At 72.6% G+C, this 16,505-nt stretch carries 10 protein-coding genes; 7 read left to right on the top strand and 3 right to left on the bottom strand.

Going from position 1 to position 16,505, the window contains the following annotated elements:
- Positions 1 to 76: 76 nt before the first annotated feature.
- The 4 genes from LN042_RS24855 to LN042_RS24840 all read left to right on the top strand — a co-directional run bounded on the left by LN042_RS24855 (position 77) and on the right by LN042_RS24840 (position 7,532).
- Positions 77 to 901, top strand: a complete 825-nt coding sequence (locus LN042_RS24855) for a methyltransferase domain-containing protein (RefSeq protein ID WP_230053556.1) — start codon at positions 77 to 79, stop codon at positions 899 to 901.
- 589 nt (positions 902 to 1,490) lie between these two features.
- Positions 1,491 to 1,889: a (deoxy)nucleoside triphosphate pyrophosphohydrolase gene (locus tag LN042_RS24850; protein ID WP_230053555.1), complete on the top strand. Its 399-nt coding sequence runs from the start codon at positions 1,491 to 1,493 to the stop codon at positions 1,887 to 1,889.
- Between the two features lie 190 nt (positions 1,890 to 2,079).
- A complete protein-coding gene (locus tag LN042_RS24845) occupies positions 2,080 to 4,689 on the top strand; it encodes a SpoIIE family protein phosphatase (protein WP_230053554.1) in 2,610 nt (869 codons plus the stop codon).
- Positions 4,690 to 4,937: 248 nt separating this feature from the next.
- A complete protein-coding gene (locus LN042_RS24840; protein ID WP_230053585.1) occupies positions 4,938 to 7,532 on the top strand; it encodes a SpoIIE family protein phosphatase in 2,595 nt (864 codons plus the stop codon).
- A 7-nt stretch (positions 7,533 to 7,539) separates the two neighbouring features.
- Here the strand turns inward: LN042_RS24840 and LN042_RS24835 are convergent, their stop codons facing one another.
- From LN042_RS24835 to sdhC, 3 genes are read right to left on the bottom strand one after another with little or no spacing between them, the layout of a single operon-like run.
- A complete protein-coding gene (locus tag LN042_RS24835) occupies positions 7,540 to 8,295 on the bottom strand; it encodes a succinate dehydrogenase/fumarate reductase iron-sulfur subunit (protein ID WP_230053553.1) in 756 nt (251 codons plus the stop codon).
- Entirely contained in the window at positions 8,282 to 10,162 is a 1,881-nt protein-coding gene (locus tag LN042_RS24830) for a fumarate reductase/succinate dehydrogenase flavoprotein subunit (protein WP_230053552.1), read from the bottom strand. The genes LN042_RS24835 and LN042_RS24830 overlap by 14 nt, the downstream gene beginning before the upstream one ends.
- Before the next feature lie 11 nt (positions 10,163 to 10,173).
- A complete protein-coding gene (gene sdhC, locus LN042_RS24825) occupies positions 10,174 to 10,950 on the bottom strand; it encodes a succinate dehydrogenase subunit SdhC (protein WP_230053551.1) in 777 nt (258 codons plus the stop codon).
- Positions 10,951 to 11,082: 132 nt separating this feature from the next.
- On the opposite strand from sdhC, the gene LN042_RS24820 reads away from it, so the two are divergent.
- From LN042_RS24820 to LN042_RS24810, 3 genes are all read left to right on the top strand, one after another.
- Complete coding sequence (locus LN042_RS24820; protein WP_230053550.1) at positions 11,083 to 12,645, top strand: ABC transporter family substrate-binding protein; 1,563 nt, start codon at positions 11,083 to 11,085, stop codon at positions 12,643 to 12,645.
- A gap of 143 nt (positions 12,646 to 12,788) precedes the next feature.
- Positions 12,789 to 14,693, top strand: coding sequence for a translational GTPase TypA (gene typA, locus LN042_RS24815; RefSeq protein ID WP_230053549.1), 1,905 nt, complete (start codon positions 12,789 to 12,791; stop codon positions 14,691 to 14,693).
- 178 nt (positions 14,694 to 14,871) lie between these two features.
- The gene (locus tag LN042_RS24810) at positions 14,872 to 16,503 is read left to right on the top strand and encodes a peptide ABC transporter substrate-binding protein (protein ID WP_230053548.1); all 1,632 of its coding nucleotides are present in this window, start codon (positions 14,872 to 14,874) and stop codon (positions 16,501 to 16,503) included.
- Positions 16,504 to 16,505: the final 2 nt, after the last annotated feature.

The raw sequence follows: 16,505 nt of genomic DNA, 5'->3' as shown, positions 1-16,505 counted from the left end.
ACTGCTCGACCGCGCGGAATCTCAGTCGACAAGACGCATCTTCTTGTCATCTGAGACGGCTGCTAGGTTCAGCAACATGACCGATCATCAGCAACGGCCGCCCGCCGTCTACACCCACGGCCACACCGCGGCGGTGCTGCGCTCGCACCGCAGCCGCACCGCGGCCAACTCGGCCGGCTACCTGCTGCCCGAGCTGGCGGCCGGGCAGCGGGTGCTGGACGTCGGCTGCGGGCCCGGCACCATCACCGCGGATCTGGCCGAACTGGTCGGCCCCGCGGGGCGGGTGGTGGCGGTCGACACCTCTGCCGAGGTGCTCGCGCAGGCCGCCGAGTACGTCGCGGGCCGAGGGTTGGCCAACGTCGGGTTCGCGGTCGCCGATGTCTACGACCTCCCTTGCCCCGACGGGGAGTTCGACGTGGTCCACGCCCACCAGGTGCTCCAGCACCTGGCCGACCCGGTGGACGCGTTGCGCCGGATGCGCCGGGTGCTGGCCCCGGGCGGGGTGCTGGCGGTCCGCGACGCGGACTACGCGGCGATGACCTGGTATCCCGAAATGCCGGAACTGGACGCCTGGTTGGCGCTCTACCGGCGGTGCGCCCGAGCCAACGGCGGCGAGCCGGACGCGGGCCGCCGGCTGCTCGCCTGGGCCCGGGAGGCCGGCTTCACCGAACTGACCGCGAGCAGCGCCACCTGGACGTACGCGTCGCCCGGCGAGCGGCTGTGGTGGGGCGAGTCCTGGGCCGCCCGCACCACCGGCTCCGGCCTGGCCGCCACCGCGCTGGCCCACGGCTTCGCCGACCGGGCCGAGTTGGCCGCCATCGCGGACGCCTGGCGGCGCTGGGCGATGGAGCCGGACGGCTGGTTCGCGGTCCTGCACGGCGAGCTGCTGGCCCGTGGATGAGCCACGGGTGACCGGGAGTTGACACAACGTCAGCATTCGAACCCGAAACCTCGCACAGTAGCGCCCACGGGGCGCCGCCACTGCCCCCCGTTCGCAGTCGACCCGGCCGGGACCTTGCGCCGAGGCGGCCATGGGTTCACCCTGGCGGTAGTCGTACGTGAGGCTCTCGCCCCGGTCACACCGGGCGAGCCGGGGTGCCCTGGTCCTACCGGACCAGCCCAGCCCGGCGGACCTCGCGGCGCGACGGAACGGGGGACGGGGGCACGGGCGCGGAAGCGGCGAGCGGTGCCCGGCACGGCACACGTGTCGGCACGGTCCGCCGGGCGGACCATCAACCGGGTCGGCGGCACGGCCGCCGGCTCCCCTGACGCGGCGCCGATCGGGTCGGCCGAAGGCCTGTGACGTCGCCGAAACCCCGTTCCAACGTCCCGTTGGCGGGCCGTCCCTGGGCTGGGAGGACGGCCGGCACCGTGCGGGCCCGACTCGACCCCCACCGAGCCGGGCCCGCACGGCGCAGTCACGGCGGGGCTCCCGCCGCCGCGCGTGGATCGGCTCGCGGACCCCGTCGGGGGGCATAGGCTGCCGTGGCATGGAGAACCGGATCGTGGTCGGTGGTGCCCTCATCCACCAGGGGCGGGTGCTGGCCGCCAGGCGCAGCGCGCCCGCCGAGGTGGCGGGGCGCTGGGAGTTCCCGGGCGGCAAGACCGAGCCCGGTGAGACGCAGCAGCAGGCGTTGGAGCGCGAGCTCTTCGAGGAGCTGGGGGTGCGGGCCCGGGCGCTGAACCGACTGCCGGGAGAGTGGCCGATCCGGGCCGGCCTGGTGCTGCGGATCTGGGCGGCCGAGCTGGTGGAGGGCGAGCCGCAGCCGCTGGAGGACCACTCGGAGCTGCGCTGGCTGGGCCCCGACGAGCTCTCGGCGGTGGACTGGCTGGAGCACGACCGGGAGGTGCTGCCCGAGGTGGCGCGCCTGCTCGCGGCGGCCTGCTGACGCATCGTCCGGCCGTCCGGGTTGTACGGTTTTCGTCTGGGTATGTCACAGTTTGATATGAACAATGACGTACGGTGAGGCGAGGCAGCGCAGCTTGGAGGCCCGGTCGGTGACCAGTACGGGGAGCGGGAGGCCGCCGCGGACCGGGTGCAGCCGCCCGGGTGGGGCCGCTGCCCGGGCGCGGCTGCGGATGCGCGGCCCGGCCCCGGCGGCCGGACGCCCGGCGCCGCCGGGCCGCCCCCCGGCCGGGCCGTCCGTCCCGGTCTCGCCGCGCGGTGGGCCCGCGGCGCCGTTCCCGAGCGCCGCGGCGTCCGGGGCGGAGCCGGTCGGCGAGCACACCCGCGGCAGCCTGTTCGACGTGGTCAAGGTGGCCGTCGCGATGCTGGACACCGCCGGGCGGGTGGTGCTGTGGAGCCCGGCGGCCGAAGAACTGCTCGGCTGGCCCGGCGAGCTGCTGGTGGGCCGCCGGACCGACGAACTGCTGAGCCGCGACCAGCGGCTGGTCGCCCGCACCCGGGAGGCGATCGCGACCGCCCTGCGCACCGGCAGCTGGCTGGGCCTGGTCGGCCTGCGGCACCGGAACGGGTCGCGGGTGCGAGTGGAGGCCCGGATCTCCCAGCTGGTGGACGGCGACGGCACCCCCTTCCTGCTGGTGGCGCTCGCCGAGGCCGGCACGGTGCGCGCCGTGGAGCGCGACCTGGCCGTGCGCGACGCGCTCTTCGAACAGTCCGCGCTGGGCATCGCGGTGCTGGACACCGAGCTGCGCTACACCGCCGTCAACCAGACCCTGGCCGAGATGAACGGCGTGCCGGCCGCGGCCCATGTCGGCCGCACCGCCGGCGAGACCCTGCCGGACCGGGCCGCCGACGAGATCGCCGTGATCCAGCGTCAGGTGCTGGCCACCGGTGAACCGGTGATCGACGTGACGCTGTCCGCGCCGACGACCGCGCGCCCCGGCGGCTACCGCTCGATCTCCTACAGCCGGCTGACCGACCGGGCCGGCCGGGTGCTCGGGATCTCCGGCACCGTGATGGACGTGACGGAGCGGTACCGGGCGGTGGCCAAGGTCGAGCACGCCCGGCGCCGGCTGGCGCTGCTCAACGAGTTCGGCTCCCGGATCGGCGACCTGCTGGACGCCGGCCGGATCGCCCAGGAGCTGGCCAGTGCCGCGGTGCCGCGGCTGGCCGACTACGCCGCCGCGATCCTGCTGCAGGCGGTGGCGCACGGCGACGACCTGCTGGGGCCCGACCACGACCGGCACACCTCACTGCTGCAGCTCGGTGTGGCGGCCTGCCGGGAGGGCGCGGACGTCGAGACGATGCTCTGCCGCGGGGCTCGGGTGAGCTTCGCCGAGGAGTCCTGCTACGGCCGGGTGCTGCGCACCGGCCTGCCCGAACTGCTGTCCGGTGCTGATGAGTTGGCGCAGGCGTCGGATCCGGACGACCTGCGGACCCGGGCCGCGCTGGCGCTCGGGGTGCACTCGGTGCTGGTGGTGCCGCTGCGCGCCCGGGGGATCGTGATCGGGCTGCTGGTGCTCAGCCGGGCCGGGCGCCGCGAGGGGTTCGACCGCGACGACCTGGCGTTCTCGGTGGAGCTCGCCGACCGGGCCGGCAGTTCGCTGGACAACGCCCGGCTCTACGTCCGCGAGCGCAACGCCGCGCTCACCCTGCAGCGCACCCTGCTGCCGCAGCAGGTGCCGCAGCCCACCGGGGTGGAGGTGGCCTACCGCTACGTGCCCGGCAGCAGCGGCACCGAGGTGGGCGGCGACTGGTTCGACGTGATCCCGCTGCCCGGCGACCGCACCGCGCTGGTGGTCGGCGACGTGATGGGCCACGGACTGCGGGCGGCGGCCACCATGGGCCGGCTGCGCACCGCGGTGCGGGTGCTGGCCGGGCTCGACCTGCCGCCGGCCGTGCTGCTGCGGCACGTCCACGAGCTGGCCGACGACCTGGCCCAGGGGCCGGACGAGGCGTTGCTGGCGACCTGCGTCTACGCCGTCTACGACCCGGGCGCCGGGCGGCTGACGGTGGCCAAGGCGGGGCACATCCCGCCGGTGCTGGTGAGTCCGTCGCGCCCCGGTCCGGCCCGCAGCGGCGGTCCGCTGGCGGGCGGTCAGGGGCGGGTGCTGGAGTTGCCGTCGGGGGCGCCGCTCGGCGTCGGCGGGGTGCCGTTCGAGGCGGTGGAGCTGCAGGTCCCGGAGGGCAGCGTGCTGGCGTTGTGCACGGACGGCCTGGTGGAGGCCCGCGACAAGGACCTCGACGTCGGCCTGGGACGGCTGCTGGGCGTGCTGGAGAAGCCGCACCCGTCGCTCCAGCACGCCTGCGAGGCGGTGCTCGACACCGTGGAGCAGGGGCGCGAACCGGACGACGTGGCGCTGCTGCTGGCCCGGCTGGGTCGCGGCGCGGAGGGCGCCCAGGTGGTCGGTTGGACGCTGCCGGCCGAGCCCGCCGCGGTCTCCCGGGCCCGTCGGCTGGTCCGCGGGGCGCTGCGGGAGTGGGGGGTGGCGGAGCTGGGGGACACCGCCGAGCTGCTGGTGAGCGAGCTGGTGACCAACGCGGTGCGCTACGCCAGCGCCCCGATCGGGGTGCGGCTCACGCTGGGCGGGGTGCTGCTGGTGGAGGTCTCCGATCCGCTGCCGGACCCGCCCCGGGAGCGGCACGCGGCCGACGGCGACGAGGGCGGCCGGGGCCTGGAGTTGGTGCACCGGTTGGCGCTGCGCTGGGGCACCAGGGCCGAGGGAATGGGCAAGGCGGTCTGGTTCGAGCAGGAATTGCCGGGGAAGGAAGCGGACCGGGGATGAATCGAGCGGATTCATCGACCAAGTATTCGAATATTTGCAACTTGTTCATGACACTCCCCTGGCGGGCGCACCGGAGCGGACCGGGGGCGCGAGGGGTGCGTGGTGGTCGTGCGGGGTGGGTGACAAAAACCCCCGCTCGATTTGATGTTGTGATCTCAGGGGCGTGTGCGCTTGCCCCTGGATGATGAATACTCGGTCTTCTCGACATCCGGATGGGCGCGGGTTGGAGGGGTCGGTCCTTGAACAGCATGCCGGCGCGGGAAGCGCTGACTGGCAGCGGCGGCCATGCCGCGGTGCCCGGGCAGTCGGGCGCGCCGGTGTCGCCGCCGGCGCCGGGCCCGTTGCCGCAGGCACGTTGGGGCGAACTCGATCCGGGATCGATCTACGAGTACATCCGGGTCGCGACCTTCGCGATCGGCGCCGACGGGCGGATCGGCCAGTGGAGCGACCGGGCCGCCGACTTCTTCGCGCTGCCGGCCGCCGAGGTGGTCGGCGCCGACCCGGTCACCACCCTGGTGCCGCGCGAGTACTGGCGGCGCGGCCGGGAGCGGCTGGAACGCACCCTGGCGGGCGAGGAGTGGATCGGCACCGCCCCCTACCGCGACCGCGACGGCGGCGAGAGCCTGGCCGAGATCTATCTGATGCCCGCCGCGGGTTCGGAGCGGGCGGCCGGCCCCGCCGGTGCCCTCTGCCTCGCCGTCGACCTCGGCAAGCTGCGCCGGATCGAGACCGACCTGGCCGCATCCGCGGCTGTTTTCGGCCAGACTCCCAGCGGCTTCTTCCTGTTCGACCCGCAGCTGCGGCTGCAGCGGGTCAACCCGGCGTTCGCCGAGGCGGTCGGCCGCAGCGCCGAGCTGCTGGCGGGCCGCACCGCCCACGAACTGTTCGCGCCGGGCGAGGCCGACCGGATGCAGGCGGCGCTGCGCAAGGTGCTGGAGACCGGCGAGCCGATGGTCGACCTGCGGTTCAGCGGCGTGCTGCCGCACGGCGGCGAGTGCCGCTGGGCGATCTCGCTGTACCGGCTGACCGGGCCGGGGGACCGGCCGATCGGCGTCGCCGGGCAGGTCAACGACGTCACCAGCCGGATGGTGGCCGAGCGCGAGGCCGCCGGGGTGCGGCGCAACCTGGCGCTGGTCAACGAGGCCAGCGCGCACATCGGCTCCACCCTCGACCTGGAGACCACCGCCAAGGAACTGCTGGACGTGGTGGTGCCGCAGTTCTGCGACATGGCCACCGTCGACCTCTATTCGGCGCTGCTCTCCGGCGAGAGCGGCCCGGCCCTGGCCCGCGGTGGCGGCGGCGCCTACGACGGCAGCGGCGAGCTGCGCCGGGTCGCGGTCTCCAGCGTGGTGGGCGATCCGACGGCGGTGCTCGGCGGCGACCCGACGGCCTACGACGACCTCGGCTTCAGCAGCCAGTTGGCCGCCGCCGAGGCGGGCGGCACCCTCTGCTACCCGCCGCGTTCCCCGCACGCCCGAGCCCTGCGCACCGGCCGCAGCGCGATCCCCGACCCCGGGCCGAACCCGCTGCTGCGCTCCACCCTGGTGGTCCCGCTGGTGGCGCGGAACGTGGTGCTCGGCCTGGTGCAGCTCTCCCGGGCGATCGGCAGCGAGCCGTTCGACGCCCGCGACGTGGCGATCGCCGAGGAGATCGCGGCCCGGGCGGCGGTCTGCGTGGACAACGCCCGGCTCTACCGGCGCGAGCACGAGCGGGCCCTGATCCTGCAGCGCAGCCTGCTGCCCCCCGGCAACCCGGAGGCCAGCGGGCTGGAGATCGCCTGCCGCTACCGGCCCAGCAGCAACAACACCGAGGTCGGCGGCGACTGGTTCGACGTCATCCCGCTGCCCGGCAACCGGACCGCGCTGGTGATCGGCGACGTCATGGGCCGCGGCCTGCGGGCCGCTGTCGCAATGGGTCAACTCCGCACGGCGGTACGGACCTTGGCGATGCTCGACCTGGAGCCCGCCGAAGTGCTCGGCGCCCTGGACGACATCGCCAGAGGCCTCGGCGACCCCGGCCCCGGCCCGCTGCCCGGCTACGGCGCGACGGCCCGGCCGGTGGACGAGGAGGCCGCCGAGGTCTACCTGGCGACCTGCGTCTACGCGGTCTACGACGCCGTCACCCGGCGCTGCACCTTCGCCAACGCCGGACACCTGCCGCCGGTGCTGCTCAGCCCCGGCGAGCCGGCCCGGATGCTGGACGTGCCGCCCGGCCTGCCGCTCGGCGTGGGCGGAGAGCCGTTCGAGGAGGTCACCCTGGTGCTGCCGGACGGCGCGCTGCTCGGCCTCTACACCGACGGCCTGGTGGAGTCCCGCAAGCACCAGCTGGACGAGGGCCTGCTGGCCTTCCGGACCGCCCTGCAGAACGGCGGCCCGGTCCTGGAGACCCTCTGCGACCAGGTGCTCAACGAGCTCGACCCGCACCACGGCGAGGACGACATCGCACTGCTGATGGCCCGGGTGCGGGCCTTCGACGAGGAGGCGGTCGGCGACTGGCGGCTGCCGCCGGAGCCCACCTCGGTGGCCAAGGCCCGCGAACTGGCCTGCGGCTGGCTGCGGGTGCGCGGCCTGGACGAGCTGGTGGACACCACCGAGCTGCTGGTCAGCGAGCTGGTCACCAACGCGCTGCGGCACGGCCGGGGCGAGATCCGGCTGCGGCTGCTCAAGGACACCGCGGTGGTCTGCGAGGTCTGGGACGACGGCTACGCCCAGCCCCGGCAGCGCCGCGCCCAGGAGACCGACGAGGGCGGCCGCGGCCTCCAGCTGGTCAGCCTGCTGGCCGAACGCTGGGGCAGCCGCCGCACCCCGCACGGGAAGATCGTCTGGTTCGAGCTCTCGCTCTGACCGGACGTCAGTCCTTCGGTCGCCGACCGATCTTCGACCCCAGCCAGACCAGCGGGTCGTACTTGCGGTCGGCCACCCGCTCCTTGAGCGGGATCAGCGCGTTGTCGGTGATCCTGATGTGCTCCGGGCACACCTCCGTGCAGCACTTGGTGATGTTGCAGTAGCCCAGGCCGTGCACCTCCTGCGCGTCCCGCTTGCGGTCCGGAGCGGCGTCCAGCGGGTGCATGTCCAGCTCCGCCAGCCGCATCAGGAACCGGGGCCCGGCGAACGCGCCCTTGTTCTCCTCGTGGTCGCGCACCGCGTGGCAGGTGTCCTGGCAGAGGAAGCACTCGATGCACTTGCGGAACTCCTGCGAGCGCGCCACGTCCTGCTGCGCCATCCGGTACTCGCCCGGCGCCAGCCCCGGCGGCGGCACGAAGGACGGCACCTCGCGCGCCTTGGCGTAGTTGAAGCCGACGTCCGTCACCAGGTCGCGGATCGACGGGAAGGCCCGCAGCGGGGTCAGCACCACCGGCCGGTCGGGCGGCAGCGTGGACATCCGGGTCATGCAGAGCAGCCGCGGCCGCCCGTTCACCTCGGCGCTGCACGAACCGCACTTGCCCGCCTTGCAGTTCCACCGCACCGCCAGGTCCGGCGCCTGGGTGGCCTGCAGCCGGTGCACCAGGTCCAGCACCACCTCGCCGTCGTTGACCTCCACCCGGTAGGAGACGAAGCCGCCCTCGCCCGCCTCGCCGCGCCAGATCCGGAACTCAAGACTGCTCATCGGCCAGCTCCTCCGGGGTGAAGTACTTCGCCAGCTCCGTGCGGTCGAACAGGGCCATCAGGTCGGCCCGCAGCGGCGGCAGCGGCTGCCGCCGCACCTCGATGCCCCCGTCCACCAGGGCGCAGACCAGGTTGCTGCGCCGCCAGTCGCGGTCCATGGCCGGCCAGTCCTCCCGGGTGTGCCCGCCGCGGCTCTCCCGGCGCAGCAGCGCCGCCTTCGCCACGCACTCCGAGACCAGCAGCATGTTGCGCAGGTCCAGGGCCAGGTGCCAGCCGGGGTTGAACTGGCGGTGGCCCTCGACGCCGACCTGCTCGGCCCGCCGCCGCAGCACCGCCAGCCGGTCCTGCGCCTGCTTCATCTCACCGGCCCGGCGGATGATCCCCACCAGGTCGTTCATGGTCTGCTGCAGCTCCTGGTGGAGCGCGTACGGGTGCTCGGTGCCCTCGCCGAACGGGGCCACCGCCTCGGCGCGGGCCGCGTCCAGCTGCTCGGCGGCGGGCTGCGGCCGCTCGGTCAGCGCGGCGGCGTAGCGGGCCGCGTGCAGCCCGGCGCGGCGGCCGAAGACCAGCAGGTCGGAGAGCGAGTTGCCGCCCAGCCGGTTGGCGCCGTGCATCCCGCCGGCCACCTCGCCGGCCGCGTAGAGCCCGGGCACGGCCGGGCTGGCGGCGGTGTCCGGATCCACTTCCACGCCGCCCATCACGTAGTGGCAGGTGGGCCCGACCTCCATCGGCTCCCGGGTGATGTCCACATCGGCCAGCTCCAGGAACTGGTGGTGCATCGACGGCAGCCGGCGGACGATCTCCTCGGCCGGCAGCCGGGACGAGACGTCCAGGTGGACGCCGCCGTGCTCGGTGCCGCGGCCCGCCTTGACCTCGGCGTTGATGGCCCGGGCCACCTCGTCGCGGGGGAGCAGCTCGGGCGGGCGGCGGTTGTGGTCGGGGTCGGTGTACCAGCGGTCGGCCTCCGCCTCGGTCTGCGCGTACTGGGCCCGGAAGACGTCCGGCACGTGGTCGAACATGAACCGGCGGCCCTCGCTGTTGCGCAGCACCCCGCCGTCACCGCGGACCGACTCGGTGACCAGGATCCCCTTCACCGAGGGCGGCCAGACCATGCCGGTCGGGTGGAACTGGATGAACTCCATGTTGAGCAGCCGGGCACCGGCCAGCAGCGCCAGCGCGTGCCCGTCGCCGGTGTACTCCCAGGAGTTGGAGGTCACCTTGAACGACTTGCCGATGCCGCCGGTGGCCAGCACCACGGCGGGCGCGGCGATGGCGAAGAACTCGCCGCTCTCCCGGGCGTAGCCGAACACCCCGGCCACCCGCCCGCCGTCCGCCGCGCCGTGCTCCTTCAGGATGCGGGTGACCGTGTACTCCTGGAAGACCTTCAGGCCCCACTCGTGGTCGCCGGTCTCGCGGTGGTCGGCCTGCTGCAGCGCGACCACCTTCTGCTGCAGGGTGCGGATCAGCTCCAGGCCGGTGCGGTCGCCGACGTGGGCGAGCCTGGGGTACTCGTGGCCGCCGAAGTTGCGCTGCGAGATCCGGCCGTCGGCGGTGCGGTCGAAGAGCGCGCCCCAGGTCTCCAGCTCCCAGACCCGCTCGGGTGCCTCCTTGGCGTGCAGCTCGGCCATCCGCGGGTGGTTGAGGAACTTGCCGCCGCGCATGGTGTCGCGGAAGTGCACCTGCCAGTTGTCGCCGCTGTTGACGTTGCCCATCGAGGCGGCGATGCCGCCCTCGGCCATCACGGTGTGCGCCTTGCCGAACAGCGACTTGCAGACCACCGCGACCCGGGCGCCCTGCTCGCGGGCCTCGATCGCGGCCCGCAGCCCGGCCCCGCCGGCGCCGACCACCACGACGTCGTACTGCTCCATCCAACGCTCCCTCAGAAGAACCGCGGGTCGGCGAAGGTGCCCGACGCGACCAGGTAGACGTAGAGGTCGGCGAGACCGACCGAGAACAACGAGCACCAGGCGAGCTGCATGTGGCGGGCGTTGAGCCGGCCGACCAGCAGCCAGGCCCGGTAGCGCACCGGGTGCCGGGAGAAGTGCTTGAGCCGCCCGCCCACGATGTGCCGGCAGGAGTGGCAGGAGAGGGTGTACGCCCAGATCAGCAGCACGTTCACCAGCAGCACCAGGGTGCCGAGGCCGGCGTGGCCCCAGCGCCCGGCGCCGTCCCTGAAGGCCAGCACGGCGTCGTAGCTGAGGATCCCGGCGACCGGCACGGCCAGGTAGAAGAAGTAGCGGTGCAGGTTCTGCAGCACCAGCGGGAACCGGGACTCGCCGGTGTAGCGGGCGTGCGGCTCGGCCACCGCGCAGGCCGGCGGGGAGGACCAGAAAGCGCGGTAGTACGCCTTGCGGTAGTAGTAGCAGGTCAGCCGGAAGCCGAGCGGGAAGATCAGCACCAGCAGGGCGGGGGAGAGCCGCCACCAGTCGCCGAACACCGCCCAGTCGGCCCCGCCGCGCATCGGCAGGCAGTTCGCCGCCAGGCACGGGGAGTAGAACGGCGAGACGTAGGGCGCCGCGTAGTAGTCGGCGCCGGCGAACGCCCGCCAGGTCGAGTAGCCGACGAAGAGCAGCAGGCCCAGCGCGGTGGCCAGCTGGGGCAGCCACCAGGCATCGGTGCGCAGGGTGCGGTCCGCGATGACCGCACGTTTGGTCATTGTGGCCATTCTGGAAGTGTGACCTTGATCACAAAGTCGCGGAAGGGTTCTGACCGGAGTTCGTTGCGCCGAAGGGGTGTCAGCTTGTCGTGCCGTCAGCTTTTCGATGGCACGGTGGAGTTGAGTGTCCGCATGAAACGTCTGCTCGCCGCGCTGCTGGTGCTCGGCACCCTGACGGGGTGCTCCGGATCGTCGGGTCCGGCCGCGCCGGCGCCGACCGCCGCCGATCTGACCCGGGCCGACCGCAGCGCCGTGCGCGACGGCGGCACCCTGCGCTGGGCGGTCGACGCGGTGCCGGGCGACCTGAACGTCTACAGCGCCGACGCCCCGCCGGACACCGCGCTGATCGCCCACGCGGTGCTGCCGAGCCTCTACCGGCTGGACGAGCACGCCCGCCCGGTGGCCGATCCCGACTACCTGGCCGGCGCCGAGGTGACCGGCCGCACCGTCACCTACCGGCTCAACCCCAAGGCGGTCTGGAGCGACGGCACCCCACTGGGTGCGGCCGACTTCACCGTGCAGTGGAACGCGCTGCGGGCCGGCCAGCCCGGCTACGGCGCCATCGAGTCGATCACGCCGGGCGCCGACCCGCACCAGGTGAAGGTGGTCTTCCGGCGGCCGTACGCCCAGTGGCGGGCGCTCTTCAGCCCGCTCTACCCGGCCGGGGGGCAGGGGAGGACCGCGGGCCCGTTCACCCTCGCCACCCTGGACGCCAAGGGCGGCAGGGCGACCGTGCTGCGCAACCCGCGCTGGTGGGGCGAGCGGCCCAAGGTCGACCGGATCGACTTCCTGGCCACGCCCGACCGGCTGGCCGCCCTGCAGGCCCAGCAGGTCGACGTGGCCGCCCTGGAGGGCACCGTCGACCACCCGCCGACCGCCAGGTCCGCCGACGCCCTCGACTCGGCCACCCAGGCCCTGCGCCGGGCCGAGGCGCTGCCCGGCATCACCCTGCACCGCGCGGCCGCCCCGTCCTTCACCCAGCTCACCCTGAACGGCACCCGCGGCCCGCTGACCGACCTGGCGGTGCGCCGCGCGCTCGCCGCCCTGGTGGACCGCGGCAAGCTGGCCCGGGCGGCGCTGGGCCCGCTGGGCCTGGCCGCGGTGCCGCTCGGCAACCACCTGCTGATGGCCGACCAGGCCGGCTACCGGGACAACGGCACGGTCCTCGGCAGCAGCGTCAAGGCGCTCCACCTCGACCTGGACCTGGTCTACCCGGACGACTCGGCCGCCGCCCGCCGCACGGCCGACGCGCTGACCGCCCAGCTCGCCCCGCACGGCGTGGCGCTGCACGCCAGGGCGCTGCCGGTGGCCGGTTTCGTCCACGACCACCTGGCGGCCGGCGACTGGGACCTGGCGCTGGTCTCCTGGCCGGCCACCGCCTTCCCGGCCGTGGACGAGCGCCCGCTCTACGCCAAGCCGAGCCCGGGCCCGGACGGCCGCCCGCTGCCCGGCCTCAACTACGCGGGCATCGGCACCGACGAGATCGACGGACTGTTCGACAAGGCCGCCGCCGAGCCCGACCAGGCCCGGCAGACCGCCCTGCTCCAGGAGGCCGACGCGCGGATCTGGGAGATCGGCCACTCGGTCCCGCTCTACCAGCGCCCCGAGCTGGTCGCGGTGCGCACCGGGGTGGCCGGCGCCGGAGCGTACGGCTTCGGCTGGCCCCGCTACCAGGATCTCGGCTTCCTGCGCTGAGCGGTGATCATCGCCTGCTGAGCAGTTCGGCACCCCGGCCACGTACCATAGGACAAGCCGTGGCATGTGCCGCCCGGCAGGTGGACCGGTCAGGGAATGCACCGGGGCGCCACAACCCACGACTCCGGGAGAGTTCGCTCCGCATGCCCACGCGCAATGACATCCGCAACGTCGCCATCGTCGCCCACGTCGACCACGGGAAGACGACCCTGGTCGACGCGATGCTCAAGCAGGCCGGCGCCTTCGCGGCTCACCAGCAGCTCGACGACCGCATGATGGACTCCAACGACCTCGAGCGCGAGAAGGGCATCACCATTCTCGCCAAGAACACCGCGGTCAAGTACCACCCCAAGGGCGGTGGCGAGCCCATCACCATCAACATCATCGACACCCCCGGCCACGCCGACTTCGGCGGCGAGGTCGAGCGCGGCCTGTCCATGGTCGACGCGGTGGTGCTGCTGGTGGACGCCTCCGAGGGTCCGCTGCCGCAGACCCGCTTCGTGCTGCGCAAGGCCCTGCAGGCCAAGCTGCCGGTGATCCTCTGCATCAACAAGACCGACCGTCCGGACGCCCGGATCGACGAGGTCGTCAACGAGACCTACGACCTGTTCCTGGACCTGGACGCGGACGAGGACCAGATCGAGTTCCCGATCGTCTACGCCTGCGCCCGTGACGGCATCGCCTCGCTGACCAAGCCGGAGAACGGCACCGTGCCGGCCGACAGCGACAGCCTGGAGCCGTTCTTCTCCACCCTGCTGGAGCACGTCCCGGCCCCCGGCTACGACGAGGACGCCCCGCTGCAGGCCCACGTCACCAACCTGGACGCGGACAACTTCCTCGGCCGCATCGCGCTGCTCCGGGTCGAGCAGGGCTACCTCAAGAAGGGCCAGACGGTCGCCTGGATCAAGCGCGACGGCTCGGTCCAGAACGTCCGGATCAGCGAGCTGCTGATGACCGAGGCGCTCACCCGCAAGCCCGCCGAGCAGGCCGGTCCCGGTGACATCTGCGCCGTCTCCGGCATCGCCGACATCATGATCGGCGAGACCCTGGCCGACCCGGAGAACCCGATCGCGCTGCCGCTGATCACGGTGGACGAGCCGGCCATCTCGATGACCATCGGCACCAACACCTCGCCGCTGGTCGGCAAGGGCGGCTCCGGCAAGGGCGCGGACGCCAAGTCCGGTGCCAAGGTGGACCGCAAGGTGACGGCCCGCCAGGTGAAGGACCGCCTGGACCGCGAGCTGATCGGTAACGTCTCGCTGCGGGTGCTGGACACCGAGCGCCCGGACGCCTGGGAGGTGCAGGGCCGCGGTGAGCTGGCGCTGGCCATCCTGATCGAGACCATGCGCCGCGAGGGCTTCGAGCTGACCGTCGGCAAGCCGCAGGTGGTCACCAAGGAGGTCAACGGCAAGACCCACGAGCCGGTCGAGCGCCTCACCGTGGACGTGCCCGAGGAGCACATGGGTGCCGTCACCCAGATGATGGGCATCCGCAAGGGCCGGATGGACAACATGTCCAACCACGGCTCCGGCTGGGTCCGGATGGAGTTCGTGGTGCCGTCCCGCGGCCTGATCGGGTTCCGCACCGAGTTCCTGACCAACACCCGCGGCACCGGCATCGCCCACTCGATCCACGAGGGCCACGAGCCCTGGTTCGGCACCCTGACCACCCGCAACAACGGCTCGCTGGTCGCGGACCGGGCCGGCGTGGTGACCGCCTTCGCGATGACCAACCTGCAGGAGCGCGGCGTGCTCTTCTGCGAGCCCGGCACCGAGGTCTACGAGGGCATGATCGTCGGTGAGAACTCCCGCTCCGACGACATGGACGTCAACATCACCAAGGAGAAGAAGCTCACCAACATGCGCTCCTCCACGGCCGATGTGGCGGAGTCCATCGTGCCGCCGCGCAAGCTCTCGCTGGAGCAGTCGCTGGAGTTCTGCCGCGAGGACGAGTGCATCGAGGTGACCCCGGAGACGGTCCGCATCCGCAAGGTGGTGCTGGACCAGAAGGAGCGCGGCCGGTCCGCCTCCCGGGCCAAGAAGGCCTGACGCGGCCCAACTGACCACCCGTCAGCCGGTCCCCGTTCCACGGGGGCCGGCTGACGGCTTTTCAGGCATCCGTTCGGCCGTACCGAGGGCTCTTTAGGGGCCGCTGCGGGTGCGCCGCCGCAGTGGGGACCTTCGAATGGGGTGTGATGCACCACACACCCCAGTAGGAGGGACATCCATGCGCGCAGCCAAGCGGATCCGCTGGGCGGTGATCGCCGTCACCTCGGTGGCCGTGGCGGCCACCGGCTGCGGCGGCGGCAGCAGCAGTGGCGGCACGTCGTCCGGTGGCGTCGTCCGGGCCTGGTGGGGCGACCCGCAGAACCCGTTGGAGCCGGCGAACACCAACGAGGTGAACGGCGGCGCGGTGATGAACATGATCTTCGCCGGTCTGGTCCAGTACGACCCCAAGACCAGCGCGCCCAGCAACGCCAACGCCGACTCGATCACCTCCTCCGACCAGCAGAACTGGACGGTGAAGCTGAAGCCGGGGTGGAAGTTCAGCGACGGCACCACGGTCACCGCCTCCTCCTACGTCAACGCCTGGAACTACGGGGCGCTCTCCACCAACAAGCAGGTCAACAGCAGCTTCTTCTCCTACATCCAGGGCTACGACCAGGTGGCGCCGGCCAGCGGTTCGCCGACCGCGCAGACCATGTCCGGCCTCAAGGTGGTCGACGACAACACCTTCACGGTCGCGCTCACCCAGAAGTTCTCCACCTGGCCGGCGACCCTGGGCTACAGCGCCTACTACCCGCTGCCGGCGAGCTTCTTCAGCAACCACGCCGCCTACCTGAACAAGCCGATCGGCAACGGGCCGTACATGATCCAGTCGTACACCCGGAGCCAGCAGATGCAGCTGGTGCCGAACCCGGACTACAGCGGCACCGAGAAGCCGAGGAACGGCGGCATCACGCTCACCGTCTACACCGACCCCAACGCGGCCTACTCCGACCTGCAGTCGGGCGCGCTGGACGTGGACAACACGCTCTCCACCACGGCGCTGAAGACCCTGGCGAGCGGACCAAGCGGCGGCCGCTTCCTGAACACCCCGGCCGGCATCATCCAGACCATCTCGTTCCCGCTCTACCAGCCCCAGTGGAGCACGCCGAACGCCAAGCTGGTCCGCCAGGGCATCTCCATGGCGATCGACCGGCCCACCATCGTGAAGAACATCTTCACCAACACCCGGACCCCGGCCAGCGACTGGACCTCCCCGGTGCTGGGCACGACCGGCGGCTTCAAGGAGGGCCTCTGCGGCCAGCTGTGCACCTACAACCCGACCATGGCCAAGCAGCTGATCCAGCAGGGCGGCGGCATCCCCGGCGGTCAGCTGACCATCAGTTACAACGCCGACGGCGGCAACAAGGACTGGGTCGACGCCACCTGCAACAGCATCAACCAGGTGCTGGGCAACAACAGCGCCTGCGTCGGCAACCCGGTCGGCACCTTCGCGGACTTCCGCAACCAGATCACCGGCAAGAAGATGAACGGCCCCTTCCGGACCGGCTGGCAGATGGACTACCCGCTGATCCAGGACTTCCTGCAGCCGGTGTACACGACGGACGGGTCCTCCAACGACTCGCACTACAACAACCCGGCCTTCGACGCCCAGGTGAACACCGCCAACGCCGAGCCCAACCAGGCCACCGCGGTCACCGACTTCCAGACCGCCGAGAAGATGCTGGTCACCGACGTGCCGGCGATCCCGCTCTGGTACCAGAACGGCACCGTTGCCTGGTCCAGCCACGTGAACAACGTGACGCTCGACCCGTTCAGCGTCCCGGTCTACTGGCAGATCACCGTCAGTTAGTC

The organism is Kitasatospora humi (genome assembly GCF_020907985.1).
In the GTDB taxonomy this organism is placed as follows: Bacteria; Actinomycetota; Actinomycetes; order Streptomycetales; family Streptomycetaceae; genus Kitasatospora; species Kitasatospora humi.
Note: the sequence above shows the minus strand (reverse complement) of the source record. Positions and strands in the feature narration are given on the sequence as shown.

What these genes read in the sequence shown, in the direction of transcription:
- typA (WP_230053549.1), top strand. Translation starts at nt 12,789, where the DNA reads ATGCCCACGCGCAATGACATCCGCAACGTCGCCATCGTCGCCCACGTC.
- LN042_RS24855 (WP_230053556.1), top strand. Translation starts at nt 77, where the DNA reads ATGACCGATCATCAGCAACGGCCGCCCGCCGTCTACACCCACGGCCAC.
- LN042_RS24845 (WP_230053554.1), top strand. Translation starts at nt 2,080, where the DNA reads ATGCGCGGCCCGGCCCCGGCGGCCGGACGCCCGGCGCCGCCGGGCCGC.
- LN042_RS24830 (WP_230053552.1), bottom strand. Translation starts at nt 10,162, where the DNA reads ATGGAGCAGTACGACGTCGTGGTGGTCGGCGCCGGCGGGGCCGGGCTG.
- LN042_RS24850 (WP_230053555.1), top strand. Translation starts at nt 1,491, where the DNA reads ATGGAGAACCGGATCGTGGTCGGTGGTGCCCTCATCCACCAGGGGCGG.
- sdhC (WP_230053551.1), bottom strand. Translation starts at nt 10,950, where the DNA reads ATGACCAAACGTGCGGTCATCGCGGACCGCACCCTGCGCACCGATGCC.
- LN042_RS24820 (WP_230053550.1), top strand. Translation starts at nt 11,083, where the DNA reads ATGAAACGTCTGCTCGCCGCGCTGCTGGTGCTCGGCACCCTGACGGGG.
- LN042_RS24840 (WP_230053585.1), top strand. Translation starts at nt 4,938, where the DNA reads ATGCCGGCGCGGGAAGCGCTGACTGGCAGCGGCGGCCATGCCGCGGTG.
- LN042_RS24835 (WP_230053553.1), bottom strand. Translation starts at nt 8,295, where the DNA reads ATGAGCAGTCTTGAGTTCCGGATCTGGCGCGGCGAGGCGGGCGAGGGC.
- LN042_RS24810 (WP_230053548.1), top strand. Translation starts at nt 14,872, where the DNA reads ATGCGCGCAGCCAAGCGGATCCGCTGGGCGGTGATCGCCGTCACCTCG.